This is a genomic window from Lelliottia sp. SL45, assembly GCF_026672535.1.
Taxonomy (GTDB): domain Bacteria; phylum Pseudomonadota; class Gammaproteobacteria; order Enterobacterales; family Enterobacteriaceae; genus Enterobacter; species Enterobacter nimipressuralis.
Genome location: NZ_JAPPRH010000003.1, coordinates 601,573 through 618,143 on the forward strand (window position 1 = coordinate 601,573; position 16,571 = coordinate 618,143).

Sequence of the window (16,571 nt, forward strand, 5' to 3'; positions counted from 1 at the left end):
CCCGGCTTTTTTATTTCTGATTACAGTACCAGTGCAGCGATAGACGCAGACAGGACGCTCACCAGCGTTGAACCGTAAACCAGTTTCAGGCCGAAGCGAGAAACCACGTTACCTTGCTCTTCGTTCAGACCTTTAATCGCACCAGCGATGATGCCGATGGATGAGAAGTTAGCGAAGGAAACCAGGAACACAGACAGAATGCCTTCTGCGCGCGGAGAGAGCGTGCTGGCAATTTTCTGCAGATCCATCATGGCAACGAATTCGTTGGAAACCAGTTTGGTGGCCATGATACTGCCCACCTGCAGCGCTTCGTGAGCCGGAACACCCATCACCCATGCAACAGGGTAGAAGATGTAGCCCAGAATGCCCTGGAAGGAGATACCCAGCACAGCGGCGAACAGGGCGTTCAGTGCAGCGATCAGGGCGATGAAGCCGATCAGCATCGCGGCCACGATAATCGCCACTTTGAAGCCTGCCAGAATGTATTCGCCCAGCATTTCGAAGAAGCTCTGGCCTTCGTGCAGGTTAGACATCTGGATATTTTCTTCGCTGGCGTCAACGCGGTACGGGTTGATCAGCGACAGCACGATAAAGGTGCTGAACATGTTCAGAACCAGCGCAGCCACCACGTATTTTGGTTCCAGCATTGTCATGTATGCGCCCACGATAGACATGGATACAGTAGACATTGCGGTAGCCGCCATGGTGTACATGCGGTTGCGGGACATTTTGCCGAGGATATCTTTATACGCGATAAAGTTCTCGGACTGACCCAGAATCAGGGAGCTGACTGCGTTGAAAGATTCCAGTTTACCCATGCCGTTGACTTTGGATAACAGGAAACCGATCGCGCGAATCACAACCGGCAGAACGCGGATGTGCTGCAGGATACCGATCAGCGCAGAGATAAAGACGATTGGGCAAAGCACTTTCAGGAAGAAGAACGCCAGGCCTTGATCGTTCATGCTGCCGAAGACAAAGTTCGTCCCTTCGTTAGCAAATCCGAGCAGTTTTTCGAACATTTCGGAGAAGCCTTTCACGAAGCCCAGGCCTACGTTGGAGTTCAGGAAGAACCACGCAAGTAAAACTTCAATGACGAGCAGCTGTACAACATAACGAATACGAATGTTTTTGCGGTCTGTGCTGACCAGCAATGCAAGTGCAGTAACGACAACAAGTGCCAGGACAAAATGAAGGACGCGGTCCATATTTGCTCCAAATATGAGGCAGGTTTAATTTCCGTGCACATTCTATGTAACAAGCACAAAGAAAACGAGATCAAGACCACACTATAGTTACATCCTGTGACGAGTCTCAAAAATAGTGATCAACCATACACTTCCGTTATGTTATGTAAATGAGTGAAAAGTTACGTTTGTGTGCTACGCTTCACAAATGACTGTGCGATTTCACGCTCTGTGAGATCGTTTCATTGCATCCGCCCCACCTATCGTTCAGAGCTATCAGAGAAATCACTATAAACCATCTAAATGATCTTGATAATCATTCTCATTTTGATAGCATGAAACATAGCAAAGGCTATATTTCCAGAGGCAGAAATGACAAACAGTCGCGTAGAGGGTAGCAGTGGCAGAGCAGCGCGCAAGCTGAGGTTTGCGTTAATGGGACCTGCGTTCATCGCTGCCATTGGCTATATCGATCCAGGTAATTTTGCGACCAACATTCAGGCCGGGGCGAGCTTTGGCTACAAATTGCTGTGGGTGGTGGTCTGGGCAAACCTGATGGCGATGCTCATTCAGGTGCTCTCCGCAAAACTGGGGATCGCGACGGGGAAAAACCTCGCTGAACAGATCCGCGATCACTATCCGCGTCCGGTGGTGTGGTTTTACTGGGTGCAGGCCGAAATTATCGCCATGGCCACCGATCTGGCGGAATTTATCGGCGCGGCCATCGGCTTTAAACTGATATTGGGGGTGTCGCTACTCCAGGGGGCGGTGCTCACCGGGATCGCCACTTTCCTGATTTTAATGCTGCAGCGCCGTGGTCAAAAACCGCTGGAGCTGGTGATTGGCGGCTTGCTGCTGTTTGTCGCCGCGGCCTATATTGTCGAGCTGATCTTCTCCCAGCCAAATCTGGCGCAGCTGGGTAAAGGCATGATTATTCCTACTCTGCCGACGTCAGAAGCGGTCTTCCTCGCGGCGGGCGTACTGGGTGCGACTATTATGCCGCACGTGATTTATCTGCACTCCTCGCTGACACAGCACGCCCACGAGGGCTCACGCCGGGAGCGTTATTCGGCTACCAAATGGGATGTCGGTATCGCGATGACCATCGCCGGGTTTGTGAATCTGGCGATGATGGCGACGGCAGCGGCGGCTTTCCATTTCAGCGGCCACACCGGTATCGCCGATCTCGATCAGGCTTATCTGACGCTCGAACCACTTCTCAGCCACGCGGCGGCGACTATTTTTGGTCTGAGCCTGGTTGCAGCGGGCCTCTCGTCAACGGTGGTCGGGACGCTGGCAGGGCAGGTGGTCATGCAGGGGTTTGTGCGTTTTCATATTCCCCTGTGGGTACGCCGATCCGTGACGATGATGCCGTCGTTTATTGTGATCCTGATGGGGCTGGACCCGACGCGTATTCTGGTGATGAGCCAGGTGCTGTTGAGCTTCGGTATCGCGCTGGCGCTGGTGCCGCTGCTGATCTTCACCAGTAACCAGACGTTAATGGGCGATCTGGTGAATACCCGGCTGGTCAAACGTATCGGCTGGGTTATCGTGGTGCTGGTGGTGGCCCTGAACCTGTGGTTGCTGATTGGGACCGCGCTGGGGCTATAAATTATCAGAGATGAAAAAAGGAGCCAGTTGGCTCCTTTTTGTATTGAGTGATGTGTATTTAGTGATGGTGACCACCGTGTCCGTGTCCGCGTCCATGACCCGGTCGGCCACGACGATCGTCCCGGTCGCTCCAGCCTTCGCGGTAGCCGCGTTCATAGGCTTTGCGGTTGTCCCAGCCACGGTGACGGCCATTATCATGCCTCCACCAGCGGTCTTTTCGCCATTCATAGTTGCGGTGCCAGTAATCACGGTCGCGCCAGCCACCGCCGTCCCAGTAGTTACCATAATTGTCACGATCGCCAATTTGTAATTTCACTGATGGCAACAGGGTGATTTCGCCCGCATTAGCGACCAGCGGTGCTGAAGCCATTAATACAGCTGCAAGAATCAGTGACCTGAACATTCTCTTCTCCTTCACGATCGGGGCCGTAGACGGCCTGTTAACGCAATATTACGGGGCCGTAAAGCCCCGTTTAATCGCCTCAACTCCTAATTCATGGAGGGGAGCACTTTTTGCTAAAAACGGTTTTATTTTGACCGGCTCAGGATCACGTCAATCGTATTCAGCTCGTCAGCGGTAAAGTGGAGATTTTTCAGTGTGCCGACCGCATCTTCGATTTGCGCCGTTTTGCTGGCACCAATCAGTACCGTGGTAACGGCGTCATGGCGTAGCACCCAGGCGAGCGCCATCTGCGAGAGTTTTTGGCCCCGGCTTTCGGCCAGCGCGTTCAGCTCGCGAACCTGGCTGATTTTCTCTTCGGTGATCTGATCCGGGTTCAGGAACCGGCTGCCGCTGGCGGCGCGTGAATCCGCTGGAATCCCATTCAGATAACGGTCCGTCAGTTGCCCCCCGGCCAGCGGAGAGAACGGAATACAGCCGACCCCTTTTTCCTGCAGCATGGACAGCAGCCCTTGTTCAGGCGCACGCTCAAACATCGAGTATTTAGGCTGGTGGATCAGGCACGGCGTGCCGAGATCGTCCAGGATCTCAATCGCCTGTCGCGCCAGTTCTGCCGGATAATTCGACAAGCCGACGTACAGCGCTTTTCCCTGTCGCACGACGTGGTCGAGGGCTTTCATCGTCTCTCGCAGCGGTGTTTCCGGGGCCGGACGGTGGTGATAGAAAATATCCACGTATTCCAGCCCCATACGTTTCAGGCTCTGATCGAGGCTGGCAATCAGGTATTTACGCGAGCCCCAGTCACCGTAGGGACCGTCCCACATGGTGTATCCCGCTTTCGTCGAGATGATCAATTCGTCGCGGTAAGGCTGAAAATCCTCCCGAAAAATGCGACCAAAGTTTGATTCTGCGGAGCCGGGAGGTGGGCCATAGTTATTGGCCAGATCGAAGTGGGTAATGCCAAGCTCAAAGGCCCGCTGTAAAAGTTGACGACTGGTGTCAATTAAGGTGGTATCGCCAAAGTTATGCCATAAGCCGAGTGAAATGGCGGGCAGCTTCAGGCCGCTCTGGCCGCAACGACGATACTGCATTGACTGATAACGCATTTTATCCGCATCAAAAACCATGCTCAGACCCTCTTACCGGAAATAATCCATCAGTGTATACGTTTACACTCACGCGCAGTAAATCAGATTACACCGCCATTTTGCGTAAAACATTCTTTCCAGTGCCTTCTTACTGCCATTCCTGGACAGTCATCACGCTTCTTTAATACTCAAAGTGAGGTCAACGTCAGAAGGACACCTGTTATGCGAACCCCCTATTGCGTCGCCGATTACCTGCTGGAACGACTAAAACACTGCGGCGCTGAACATCTGTTCGGCGTGCCAGGCGACTACAATTTGCAGTTTCTCGACCATGTTATCGACAGCCCCGACATCCGCTGGGTGGGCTGTGCCAACGAATTAAACGCCGCCTATGCCGCCGATGGCTATGCTCGCTGCAAGGGCTTTTCCGCACTGCTCACCACCTTTGGCGTGGGGGAGTTAAGCGCCATGAATGGCGTTGCCGGCAGCTTTGCGGAGTATGTGCCGGTACTGCATATCGTGGGCGCGCCGGGGAGTGCCGCCCAGCAAAAAGGTGAACTGCTGCACCACACGCTGGGCGACGGAGAGTTCCGCCATTTCTATCGGATGAGTGAGCCGGTGACTGTGGCCCAGGCCATTCTCACGGAGCAAAACGCCTGCTATGAAATCGATCGCGTATTATCGATCATGCTGCGGGAGCGTCGTCCGGGGTACCTGATGTTGCCTGCTGACGTGGCAAAAAAACCGGCCACACCGCCTGTAAACGCTCTCACTGAGCGCACCTCTCATGCCGACAGCGCCTGTCTTAAAGCCTTCCGCGATGCGGCGGAAGCACGCATCGCTGGCAGCAAACGTACCGCATTGTTGGCCGATTTCCTGGTACTGCGTTACGGCCTGAAAGCGCCGCTGCAGAAATGGGTGAATGACACCCCGATAGCCCACGCCACCATGCTGATGGGCAAAGGGATCTTTGACGAACGTCAGCCCGGTTTTTACGGCACTTACAGCGGCTCGGCGAGCGCGGAGGGGGTGAGAGAGGCGATTGAAGAGGCCGAGACTATCATCTGCGTCGGCACGCGTTTCACCGATACGCTGACAGCCGGATTTACCCACAATCTTCCTGCGGCCCGCACTATCGAAGTTCAGCCGCACGCCGCCCGCGTGGGTGAGAGATGGTTCACCGGGATTCCGATGAGCAAAGCGGTCGAGATCTTATCCGCGCTGTGTAAACAGCACGTCAAAGATCACGCCGCGCCGTCTCGCCAGGCGCCGCTCGAACATCACTATCATGAGGGCACGCTCACGCAGGATAATTTCTGGCACACGCTGCAAACCTTCATTCGCCCCGGCGACATTATTCTCGCCGACCAGGGCACCTCCGCGTTCGGTGCGGCAGCGCTGCGCTTGCCTACAGATGTAAACTTTATCGTTCAGCCGCTGTGGGGGTCGATTGGTTACACGCTGGCGGCTGCTTTCGGCGCGCAAACGGCGTGTCCGGACCGGCGGGTGATCGTTCTGACCGGCGACGGCGCGGCGCAGCTGACCATTCAGGAGATGGGTTCGATGCTACGGGATAATCAGCATCCGGTGATTCTGGTGCTCAACAACGAAGGCTACACCGTTGAGCGGGCGATCCACGGGCCGAAACAGCGCTATAACGATATCGCGCTGTGGAACTGGACGCAGCTCCCGCAAGCCCTGAGCCAGAATGGTCAGGCTGAGTGCTGGCGGGTGAGCGAAACGGTCCAGCTGGCGGAGATCCTTGAGAAGGTCGCGCACAGCGAAAAATTGTCGCTGATCGAAGTGATGCTGCCCAAAGAGGATATTCCTCCGCTGTTAAGCGCCATCACTCAGGCACTGGAGGCGCGAAATAACGCCTGACTATTTCTTGGGCCGCCAGGCCATCAGCATCGGTTTGCCCGCCAGCAAGAGCCAGGCGGGCAACATCACAATGCAAAGTAACGGCAGCAGATTGGTATCCGGCACCACGACCACCGCCATAAACAGGCTCAGCCACGCATCGCGCGTGACTACCAGTACAAACCCCAGAATCGAGCAGGAAACGGTAATTGCCGCCGGAACTGCATCGACGTGCTCATGCAGCATCAGGCCCAATGCCACGGCGATAAACACCGCCGGGAAGATCCTCCCACCGCGAAAGCCGCACGCGGCGGCCACGACCACCGCAGCCAGTTTCACCACCGCAAACAGGAAATAATCTGACACGCTAAACACCTGGCTGAACGCCATCTGCTGCATCTCGTCCAGCCCCTTAAACAGGGTAATCGGCCCGCCAATAGCCCCCAGAATGCCCAGCAAAAATCCGCCTACGCCCAGAATCAGCACCGGATGTTTCAGCTTGTGCACCAGCAGGTGCAGACGCGGCAGGCACCAGACGGCGACCATACCCAGCGCGATGGCGATGGCGGCAACAATCGCGCCGCTGAAAATATCGGCCAGCTGCATGTGTCCGTAGTGGGGGATGGGCAGCGAAAAGTGAGGCTGGAAGAACAGGCTGGTGGTCAGTGCCCCGGCAGCAGCGGCCATCAGTGGGGCGAAAAGGCGATCCCACAGCGGCACGTCGTTATCAGAACTCAGGGTTTGAGAAAAAATCAGCGCGGCGGCAACGGGGGTGCCAAACAATGCGCCGATGGTTCCCGCTGACGCCAGAATTGTCCAGTCCAGCGCGCCGACGCGCGGCAGGATGCGTGCGCCGAGGTACACCGCAAGGGCGATATTCACCGCCATAATGGGATGTTCCGGCCCGAGGCTCACGCCGCCCGCGAGGCCAATCACCAGCGCAAGAATCAGGCCCGGCAGCGCCATCGGATTGACCGGCGCACCGATCAGCGGCTCCAGCGCCGGATCGGGACCGGCATGTCCTGGACTAAAGCGAATCACCAGACCGACGGCAAGCCCGGTCAGGGTTAACATCAGGATGATCCACGCCGGAGAACTCACATCAACACCCAGCTGCCCCGGAAGCGTAGACCACAATAACGTCTGCAGCACCGAGGCGATTTTCATCACCACGATTAACACCAGACTCGACGCAATACCAATAATCAGCGCAGGTATTGCTAACAGCAGCATGGTTCTGGCGCGCGGATGGAGCATGATGATTTCCTTGTACAAAAATAATTAGCATGACTTTGCACAATCAGGTTGACGGCAATAGTGCAAAAGGTGCTGAAACGGTAAAGTTATTCTGTGACGAAGATCGATAATCCTGGGCCACTCGCCTTCAGGCCGTTGTTGTTATCACGCCTTGAACTTACAGTGTTCCAAAGATTTATTCTGACTTTAGCGGAGCAGTAGAAGAATGACAAAATATGCTTTAGTAGGCGATGTGGGCGGCACCAATGCCCGGCTGGCGCTATGCGATATTAATACCGGTGAAATCTCTCAGGCAAAGGCCTATTCAGGGCTGGATTATCCAAGCCTCGAAGCGGTAGTTCGCGTCTATCTGGATGAGCGTCAGGTCAGCGTCGAGGATGGCTGTATCGCCATTGCCTGCCCGATTACCGGTGACTGGGTGGCGATGACCAACCACACCTGGGCCTTTTCCATTGCCGAGATGAAAAAGAATCTCGGTTTCGCCCATCTGGAAATTATTAACGATTTTACGGCCGTTTCTATGGCGATCCCGATGCTCAAGCCTGAACATCTGATTCAGTTCGGCGGGGCCGAGCCGGTCGAAGGTAAGCCGATTGCCGTTTACGGTGCGGGTACCGGGCTGGGCGTTTCGCACCTGGTTCACGTCGATAAACGCTGGGTGAGCCTGCCGGGCGAGGGCGGTCACGTTGACTTTGCGCCAAACAGCGAAGAAGAGGGCATTATTTTGCAGGAGCTGCGCGCCGAGCTGGGGCACGTTTCCGCCGAACGTGTGCTCTCCGGTCCTGGGCTGGTTTATCTTTATCGTGCGATTGTGAAATCCGATGGGCGTCTGCCTGAAAACCTGCAGCCGAAAGATGTCACCGAGCGCGCGCTGGCCGATAGCTGCACCGACTGTCGTCGTGCGCTGTCGCTGTTCTGCGTGATCATGGGGCGCTTTGGCGGCAACCTGGCGCTGAATCTCGGCACCTTTGGCGGCGTCTATATCGCCGGTGGAATAGTGCCGCGCTTCCTCGAGTTCTTTAAAGCGTCTGGTTTCCGCGGCGGTTTTGAAGACAAAGGGCGTTTCAAGTCTTACGTGCAGGATATCCCCGTTTTCCTGATCGTGCATGACAACCCAGGCCTGCTGGGTTCCGGCGCGCATCTGCGTCAAACGCTGGGGCAGTATCTCTGATTACCTCTCGCCGCCCTCTTCTTTCTGGAGAGGGCGTCAAAAATGCATTAATTGCCTGAACTCTTTCACCTTGCTGCGACTCACCGGCACCTGAAAATCCAGATCCTTCAGCCGTAAAATATAGGTATTGTTAAACCAGGGTTCGATTTCGCGGATCTTATTGAGATTGACGCAGAACGAACGGTGACAGCGGAAAAAGTGCGAGGCGGGGAGTTTGGCGCAAAACTCGGTGATATTCATCGGCATGACAAATGAATCCCGGCGGGTATAAACGAACGTCATCTTTTCATGCGCTTCCGCATAATAAATATCATCCATCGGCGTGACGATAATCCGCTCATCCTTGATGAGATTCAGGGTGTCATTTTCGCGCGTGGCGGCGGGCGCAGGGCTGACTGCCGGGCTGTTCTGCTGCTGCCAGGCCAGCTCCAGTTTTTGCAGCATGCTGACAATGCGCGACTCCTGATAGGGTTTCAGAATGTAGTCGAACGCTTCCAGCTCAAAGGCCTCAACGGCATGCTCTTTCCACGCGGTGACAAACACAATAAACGGCTTGTGGGCGAACTGATTGATATTTTGCGCCAGCAGTACGCCGTCCAGCGACGGAATATTGATATCCAGAAAAATGGCATCGACGCGGTTATGCTGCAAAAACTTCAGTACGTCCAGCCCATCCTCAAAGGTGCCCACGATCTCCATCTGGCTGTGTTCTTTGATCAGCCAGCTTAATTCCTGTTGGGCGAGGATTTCATCTTCCACAATGATGACTTTCATCGGTCACTCCGTTTAAGGCAACAACAGCGTCTGGGTATGAACGGGAAGCCGTTCATTAGGGACGTAAAAAGCGATTTCCGTGCCAGGCTCCAGGCGACGGATATGCAGCCCTTCGCCGTACAGTAATTTTACGCGGTGATGCACATTCAGCAGACCAATTTTATTGCCTGGCATTTCGTTCGATTCCACGCGCGCAATCACGTTGGGATCGATGCCGTGACCGGTATCCCGCACCGCCACCCGCACGCGATTCCCGCACTCTTCCACGCTAATGGTCACCACGCCTTTGCCTTTACACGGCTGAATACCGTGAACTATCGCGTTCTCCACCAGCGGCTGGATCAGCAGGCTTGGGATCACGCAGTGCACCTCTTCATCGATATCGTAAATAACCGTGAGCTTATCGCCAAAGCGCGCCTGCTCAATCGCGATGTAATCTTTAATCTGGTACAGCTCTTTTTTGATGTCGATCTGCTCATCGTCTTTCAGCTCGATGTTGTAGCGCAGATAGCGCGACAAATTAAAAATCAGCTGACGGGCGGTGTCCGGATTCATGCGAATCGACGAAGAGATGGCGTTCAGGGCGTTAAACAGAAAATGGGGATTGATCTTACTTTGCAGCGCGCGCAGCTCTGCCTTATTTGCCATTTCCCGCAGCTGCTCAGCGCGCGACACTTCCAATTGAGTGGAGATAATCTGCGACAGGCCAATCGCCATCTCCTGTAAGGAAGAGGTGATCTGGTGCGCGTGGCAGTAGTAAATTTTCAGCGTGCCGGTCACCACGCCTTTCTCCCACAGTGGAATAACCAGCATGGAGTGAATTTCAGGCGTCCGGTGTGCCTCGTCATTGTTTTTAATAATGATTTTACCGTTATTGAGCGCCTGACGCGTGGTCGGGCTGATGGTATCGTCATTATCGCGGTAGTTATCTTCCCCCACGCCGACATAGGCCAGAACGTGGTCGATGTTGGTGATGGCGACCGCATCCGCGTGGATATCGCGGCGAATAATATCGCAGACCTGTCGCAGCGACTCCGCGTTGACATGGCGGAACAGCGGCAGCGTTTTATTGGCAATATCGAGCGCCAGCTTTGCCTGGCGTGCGGCGCTGGCCTCTTTTTCCCCCTCGACGCTCTGCACCAGCAGGACGATAAAGCCAATGCAGACGCTGCCGAGAATCATCGGAATGCCGATTTTGGAGACGATATCCAGCCCCAGCTCAACCGTGGGCGCCCAGGCCACCACGAGGATCATGGTGAGGGTTTCGCACAGCATCCCGGCGGCGATCCCCGCTCGCCAGTGCTGTTTTTTCGGGATCTTACGGTTGATCCAGCCGGACAACGCGCCTGCGATAATGCTGGTGATAAAGCAGGGGATTGCCGTGACGCCGCCGATATCAATCAGATAGCGGTGCGTACCGGCAATAATGCCGGTGATAATTCCTACCCACGGGCCAAACAGAATGCCGCCCGACATGACGGCGATAATGCGCACGTTGACCAGCGAACCTTCCACCCGCACGCCGGACCAGGTGCTGAACAGGGCAAACATAGAGAAGATCGCCGTGACGGCCAGCAGCTCTTTCGGTGAGTGAGCGGATTTGTGCAGAAGCTCGCGAAAGAGCCGGATGCGGATCAGGAAGAAGAGACAAATCAGCATTAATGCCGCGCGATCGAAGACCGCCAGCAGCATATTGAATATTTCGTGCACAAGTGAACCTGGGAAAACGGGAAAAATCTATGATAGGAAACCTTGTGCACAATGACCAGACATCCCTCTGATTTCTCAAATGGGGAAAAGCCCTCCATTTCAAAGGGGATTGCACTTTTTTGCCTGGATACGTCGCGGGTTAGCCATCAGCGGCAGGCTGTTTGTAACTCCATTGATATCATTTAGTTAAAAAATGGTATCGCCAACACGGTTTTGTTGAATCGACTTCCGCTTTTAGCCGAAACACCCTTCCTGTTTTAGGGGACTCATTATTTTTTCACTCCCCTCTCGACAGCCGGATTTGAATCAGGCTATTTTCTAAGCACGCCACATTCGTGGCAGCGTCGCTCGGACGGTCCGGGCGCTAACGTGAATCTGAGGAATCTATGGCTGAATTCAGTCCTGAACGCCGTTTTACGCGTATTGATCGTCTCCCCCCTTATGTTTTTAATATCACTGCTGAACTGAAAATGGCTGCGCGTCGGCGCGGCGAAGACATTATCGATTTCAGCATGGGTAACCCTGACGGGCCAACGCCGCCGCACATCGTTGAAAAACTGTGCACCGTGGCGCAGCGCCCGGATACACACGGCTATTCCACCTCTCGCGGGATTCCGCGTTTGCGTCGGGCAATCTCCCGCTGGTATCAGGATCGCTATCATGTGGATATCGATCCCGAAAGCGAAGCCATCGTTACCATTGGTTCGAAAGAGGGGCTGGCGCACCTGATGCTGGCGACGCTCGATCACGGTGATACGGTGCTGGTGCCCAACCCGAGCTATCCAATCCATATTTATGGTGCAGTGATCGCAGGGGCACAGGTTCGCTCCGTGCCGCTGGTGGAGGGCGTCGACTTTTTCAACGAACTGGAACGCGCGATTCGTGAAAGCTACCCGAAACCGAAAATGATGATCCTCGGATTCCCGTCGAACCCAACGGCGCAGTGCGTCGAGCTGGAGTTCTTCGAGAAAGTGGTCGCGCTGGCGAAGCGCTATGATGTGCTGGTGGTGCACGATCTGGCGTACGCCGATATCGTCTTTGACGGCTGGAAAGCGCCTTCCATAATGCAGGTGCCGGGTGCGCGCGACGTGGCAGTGGAGTTCTTCACCCTGTCAAAAAGCTACAACATGGCAGGCTGGCGTATCGGCTTTATGGTTGGCAATAAAACGCTGGTCAACGCGCTGGCACGTATCAAAAGCTATCATGACTACGGCACCTTTACGCCGTTGCAGGTTGCGGCGATTGCTGCCCTGGAAGGCGATCAGCAGTGCGTGCATGACATCGCCGCGCAGTACAAACGCCGCCGCGATGTGCTGGTGAAAGGCCTGCACGAAGCGGGCTGGATGGTCGAGGTGCCGAAAGCCTCTATGTACGTCTGGGCCAAAATCCCCGAGCACTATGCAGCAATGGGGTCGCTGGAGTTTGCGAAAAAGATGCTGCAGGATGCCAAAGTCTGCGTCTCGCCGGGCATTGGTTTCGGTGACTATGGCGATACCCACGTTCGCTTCGCACTTATCGAAAACAGCGACCGCATTCGTCAGGCGGTGAGAGGCATTAAAAGCATGTTCCGCGCCGACGGGTTATTGCCGGTGGAAAAGAAGAGTTCGACTGAATCTGACTAGGCGGATTTTGCATAAAAAAACAGGAGCCAATGGCTCCTGTTTTTTTAACTGTATTTTCTTCGCTCAGATCATCAGGGCAAAGGTTCCGGCCCACACTAAAACAATCACCGAAATGCCCATAAAGAAATATTTCACGTTCATCGCTCCGCGCATCAATAGATACGCCATAAAAAAACAGAGTCCAACTGAGTATAGAGAGCTGAAATCAGACCAGGCCGGAAATAAGAATTATCCCGCTACGTCGATGACACCAGCCCAGAATTCTGTGCGTTCCTATTGCCAGACGGCGCTAATGTACGCCTAAATATGGGGGGTGACAAGAGGCATTTTTTTGTATCATTTCCGTAACTTACGAGTGTCGTGGAACGGCGACAGTATAATTTCGCAGCGTAATAAAACAGGTTGAGCGAAGGTGAGAATGGAAAGTAACGGCGGGTGATTACAGGTGACTGAAAAGGTTAGTTTCTTAGAGAAACTAACCTGATAAAGAGACTAGATATAGAGCGAGGTTTCGCCGACAGGACGGGTCTTAAAGCGGCGATGCACCCACAGATACTGCTCCGGTGCACGCATGATTTCGCTTTCGATCACTTTATTAATGTACGTTGCGGCTTCGCGCTCATCCTGTGGGTAATTATGCAGCTCAGGAGAGATAAACAGACGATAGCCAGACTTATCGGCTTTTCTGACCATGGTCACCGTCAGCATCGGCGCACCAGAAAGACGCGAGATAACGAATGTCCCGTTCGTGGTGGCGACATCTTTCACCGCGAAGAACGGGGCAAAACTGCTGCCTTTACGCCCATAATCCTGATCGGGCGCGAACCATACCGCTTCCCCTTTCTTAAGGGCATTCACCAGCCCACGCAGGTTATTGCGGCTGATCATCGCTTTGTTTGAGCGCATACGGCCACGCGTCTGTACCCATTCCATCAGCAGATTGTTGTGCGGGCGATAGGTCGCCATCATGGGCTGGCAAAGACCCATCACGCGGCCACCCAGTTCCAGCGACATAAAATGCACGCCGATCACCATGACGCCACGATTTTGTGCCTGAACCTGTTTCAGGTTTTCCAGCCCTTCAACGTCGAACCATTTACGCACGCGCTCGTCCGGCCAGAACCAGGCCATACCGGTTTCCAGCAGCGCCATTCCGATGGATTTGAAGTTTTCGGCGATCAGCTTCTCGCGCTGTTCGACACTGTAATCAGGAAAACAAAGTTCAAGGTTTCTGCGGGCAATAGACTCCCGACGCTTCAGAAAAACACGGGAAGCGCTGCCTAAACTTGAGCCAAGAATTTGTATAGCGGGGTAGGGCAATTGAACGAGCACCCAAAGCAGGCCAAGGCCAAACCATGTGAGCCAGTAACGTGGGTGTAAAAATGCACTTTCGAATTTGCATTGAGACAAAGTAGTGAACCTATGTGAAGCTAGAGAAGGTAGCGCAAACATTGCGTTACAACGTGCTGATTTAGACCGTAGTTTTGGATTATCGTTGCAGGCCTTACCCAACTTTACGGCGCTGCCAGACCACTTTCGGTACAAGGCGGGCTGCGTAGATTAGCACCCTTATACGCGCTTTTCTATGACTTGTTTTTACTGGAAAAAGGCCGAATCAGGAATCGTTTCAGTTAAGTGTATCTCATGGGGGAAAAGCCGTGGCGGTGGATATTTCATGGGAGAGCGTGCATTGATCTGGGCAGGAAAGTGTCCCCTGCAGGAATCGAACCTGCAACTAGCCCTTAGGAGGGGCTCGTTATATCCATTTAACTAAGGGGACGAAGCGGCACGAGTATAGCCTCATTTACACAGGGCGTTAAGCTTGATACCGCCTGACTGCTTAAAGTGTCGCCATTTAGTCGATTTTTTTTGGATTCTCGTCCTTGTTTTGTCGGGCTTTTTCCTTTTCCTTCAGCTCGGCCTTACGCTTGTTGGACATGTCGTTGCGGATTTGCGCATGGCTCAACAGGGCGAAAATAAAGGTCCCGCCGCAGATATTTCCTGCCAGTGTCGGCAGCGCGAACGGCCAGAAGAAATCACTCCAGTGCTGGGTGCCGTTAAACACCAGATACAGCACCTCCACCGTACCAACGACAATGTGGGTAGTGTCGCCCAGTGCGATAAGCCAGGTCATCAAGATGATTACCACGATTTTGGCCGCACCCGCAGAGGGGAACATCCAGACCATAGTGGCAATGATCCAGCCTGAGATAATGGCGTTGGCGAACATCTCAGCCGGGGTATTTTTCATCACGTCCATACCGATTTTAATGAATGCATCCCGGGTGGGTTCATCAAATATCGGCATATATTCGAACGCCCAGGCTGCCACGCCAGTGCCGATAATATTCCCCAGCAGGACCACGCCCCACAGGCGCATCAGAAGGCCGAAATTTCCCCATGTCGGTTTTTGCATCACCGGCAGCACCGCCGTCACGGTGTTTTCCGTGAACAGCTGCTGACGCGCCATAATGACGATGACAAAACCAAAGGTGTAACCAAGGTTTTCAAGCAGGAACCCACCCGGAACCCCCTCCAGCTGCACGTGAAAGATCCCTTTTGCGAGCAGGGAGGCCCCCATCGATAACCCGGCGGCGATGGCTGACCAGAACAGCGCCATCGCATCGCGCTCAAGCTCTTTTTCACCGTCCTGACGGATATGCTCGTGGATAGCCATCGCCCGTGAGGGGAGATGGTCTTCATCGACTTCGATTTTGCCACCCCGCTGTTTTTCTTCACTTTCCACTTCCAGCTCATCAGTATGTTTATCAATTTTTTCTGCGTTTAGTTCATCCATCTGGGGCGTCTCGCTTCGTTGTCATTACCATAATCGTAGCGGTTTTCCGGATAATGCCCGTGGGGAAGCTCTTATTTTTCCGGCAATGGCAATAAAGGCGATACATCACCTTCAGACACAGGATAAAATTGCCGACGAAAAGAAATGATAAAGCAGGCTATGCTGAGATCAGAGTGATGGCAGATGGTTGCCTGTCACTGTGTGCGTGGACATCCCGAAACGTGCTGTTACAATCACTTGCACGACTATTCATAGAGCGCCAGGCGCTCTGTCGCGGATGGCAGTCAACGATAGCCATACTAACAGGGAGAAATATATGAAACTTCGGCTGTCGGCGCTTGCGCTGGGCACGACGTTGCTCGTGGGCTGTGCCAGCTCTGGAGAGCAAACGGGGCGCTCCGATCCTTTAGAAGGATTCAACCGATCCATGTATAGCTTTAACTACAACGTGCTGGACCCGTATCTGGTCCGCCCGGTTGCTGTGGCATGGCGTGATTACGTTCCGCAACCTGCTCGTAATGGTTTGAGCAATTTCACCAGTAACCTGGAAGAACCCGCTGTGATGGTGAACTTCTTCCTTCAGGGCGACCCATATCAGGGGATGGTGCACTTCACTCGTTTCTTCCTGAACAGTTTGTTGGGGATGGGGGGCTTTATTGATGTGGCGGGAATGGCCAATCCGAAGCTGCAGCGTGAACAGCCGCACCGTTTTGGTAGCACGCTGGGCAGTTATGGCGTGGGCTATGGTCCGTATATGCATCTGCCATTCTACGGCAGCTTTACCGTTCGTGACGACGGTGGCGATATGGTCGATACCCTCTATCCGGTGCTCTCTTGGCTGACCTGGCCGCTGTCTATTGGTAAATGGACCGTGGAAGGGATTGAGACACGCGCTCAGTTGTTGGATTCCGACGGCCTGCTGCGACAGTCTTCCGATCCGTACATTATGGTGCGTGAAGCCTACTTCCAGAATCACGACTTTATTGCCAACGGCGGTAAGCTGAAACCGGAAGACAATCCAAACGCCAAAGCTATCGAGAATGAACTTTCAGAGATAGATAAAGAATAAATAAAAAAAGGTGAGCAAATGCTCA

Annotated in this window: 14 protein-coding genes and 1 tRNA gene; 5 read left to right on the forward strand and 10 right to left on the reverse strand. The window is 54.0% G+C overall.

Annotated elements, in window-relative coordinates:
* Window positions 1–20 precede the first annotated feature (20 nt).
* Window positions 21–1,208, reverse strand: coding sequence for a nucleoside permease NupC (gene nupC, locus OVA10_RS08810; RefSeq protein WP_100779389.1), 1,188 nt, complete (start codon window positions 1,206–1,208; stop codon window positions 21–23).
* Window positions 1,209–1,559: 351 nt separating this feature from the next.
* On the opposite strand from nupC, the gene OVA10_RS08815 reads away from it, so the two are divergent.
* Window positions 1,560–2,798, forward strand: a complete 1,239-nt coding sequence (locus OVA10_RS08815; protein ID WP_100779390.1) for an Nramp family divalent metal transporter — start codon at window positions 1,560–1,562, stop codon at window positions 2,796–2,798.
* 58 nt (window positions 2,799–2,856) lie between these two features.
* Here the strand turns inward: OVA10_RS08815 and ypeC are convergent, their stop codons facing one another.
* Together ypeC and mgrA are read right to left on the reverse strand one after the other, a co-directional pair.
* A complete protein-coding gene (gene ypeC / locus OVA10_RS08820) occupies window positions 2,857–3,201 on the reverse strand; it encodes a DUF2502 domain-containing protein YpeC (protein ID WP_100779391.1) in 345 nt (114 codons plus the stop codon).
* A 125-nt stretch (window positions 3,202–3,326) separates the two neighbouring features.
* A complete protein-coding gene (gene mgrA / locus OVA10_RS08825) occupies window positions 3,327–4,325 on the reverse strand; it encodes an L-glyceraldehyde 3-phosphate reductase (protein ID WP_268195794.1) in 999 nt (332 codons plus the stop codon).
* A gap of 183 nt (window positions 4,326–4,508) precedes the next feature.
* Between mgrA and ipdC the strand changes: the two genes are divergently transcribed.
* The gene (gene ipdC, locus OVA10_RS08830) at window positions 4,509–6,167 is read left to right on the forward strand and encodes an indolepyruvate decarboxylase (protein WP_268195795.1); all 1,659 of its coding nucleotides are present in this window, start codon (window positions 4,509–4,511) and stop codon (window positions 6,165–6,167) included.
* On the opposite strand, the gene OVA10_RS08835 is transcribed toward ipdC, so the two are convergent.
* Entirely contained in the window at window positions 6,168–7,403 is a 1,236-nt protein-coding gene (locus tag OVA10_RS08835; RefSeq protein WP_100779395.1) for an ion channel protein, read from the reverse strand.
* 205 nt (window positions 7,404–7,608) lie between these two features.
* Here OVA10_RS08835 and glk point away from each other — a divergent pair, with 205 nt between their 5' ends.
* Window positions 7,609–8,574 carry a glucokinase gene (glk, locus tag OVA10_RS08840; RefSeq protein WP_100779396.1) on the forward strand — a complete coding sequence of 322 codons (966 nt, stop codon included), beginning with the start codon at window positions 7,609–7,611 and terminating at the stop codon, window positions 8,572–8,574.
* Between the two features lie 36 nt (window positions 8,575–8,610).
* Here glk and OVA10_RS08845 read toward each other — a convergent pair whose 3' ends face one another.
* On the reverse strand, window positions 8,611–9,348 hold the full coding sequence (locus OVA10_RS08845; protein ID WP_100779397.1) for a LytR/AlgR family response regulator transcription factor: 738 nt from the start codon (window positions 9,346–9,348) through the stop codon (window positions 8,611–8,613).
* A 12-nt stretch (window positions 9,349–9,360) separates the two neighbouring features.
* Window positions 9,361–11,058, reverse strand: coding sequence for a sensor histidine kinase (locus OVA10_RS08850; protein ID WP_231276614.1), 1,698 nt, complete (start codon window positions 11,056–11,058; stop codon window positions 9,361–9,363).
* Between the two features lie 386 nt (window positions 11,059–11,444).
* Here OVA10_RS08850 and alaC point away from each other — a divergent pair, with 386 nt between their 5' ends.
* Entirely contained in the window at window positions 11,445–12,680 is a 1,236-nt protein-coding gene (alaC, locus tag OVA10_RS08855; protein WP_100779399.1) for an alanine transaminase, read from the forward strand.
* A 63-nt stretch (window positions 12,681–12,743) separates the two neighbouring features.
* Here alaC and ypdK read toward each other — a convergent pair whose 3' ends face one another.
* From ypdK to OVA10_RS08875, 4 genes are all read right to left on the reverse strand, one after another.
* Window positions 12,744–12,815 (reverse strand): membrane protein YpdK, encoded by a 72-nt coding sequence (gene ypdK / locus OVA10_RS08860; RefSeq protein WP_099458937.1) that lies wholly within the window; start codon window positions 12,813–12,815, stop codon window positions 12,744–12,746.
* Between the two features lie 357 nt (window positions 12,816–13,172).
* On the reverse strand, window positions 13,173–14,132 hold the full coding sequence (gene lpxP / locus OVA10_RS08865) for a kdo(2)-lipid IV(A) palmitoleoyltransferase (protein ID WP_100779400.1): 960 nt from the start codon (window positions 14,130–14,132) through the stop codon (window positions 13,173–13,175).
* Between the two features lie 256 nt (window positions 14,133–14,388).
* Window positions 14,389–14,460 (reverse strand) — tRNA-Arg (locus OVA10_RS08870).
* Between the two features lie 75 nt (window positions 14,461–14,535).
* Window positions 14,536–15,477: a formate/nitrite transporter family protein gene (locus OVA10_RS08875; RefSeq protein WP_100779401.1), complete on the reverse strand. Its 942-nt coding sequence runs from the start codon at window positions 15,475–15,477 to the stop codon at window positions 14,536–14,538.
* 316 nt (window positions 15,478–15,793) lie between these two features.
* On the opposite strand from OVA10_RS08875, the gene mlaA reads away from it, so the two are divergent.
* Complete coding sequence (gene mlaA / locus OVA10_RS08880) at window positions 15,794–16,546, forward strand: phospholipid-binding lipoprotein MlaA (RefSeq protein WP_268195796.1); 753 nt, start codon at window positions 15,794–15,796, stop codon at window positions 16,544–16,546.
* Window positions 16,547–16,571 lie beyond the last annotated feature (25 nt).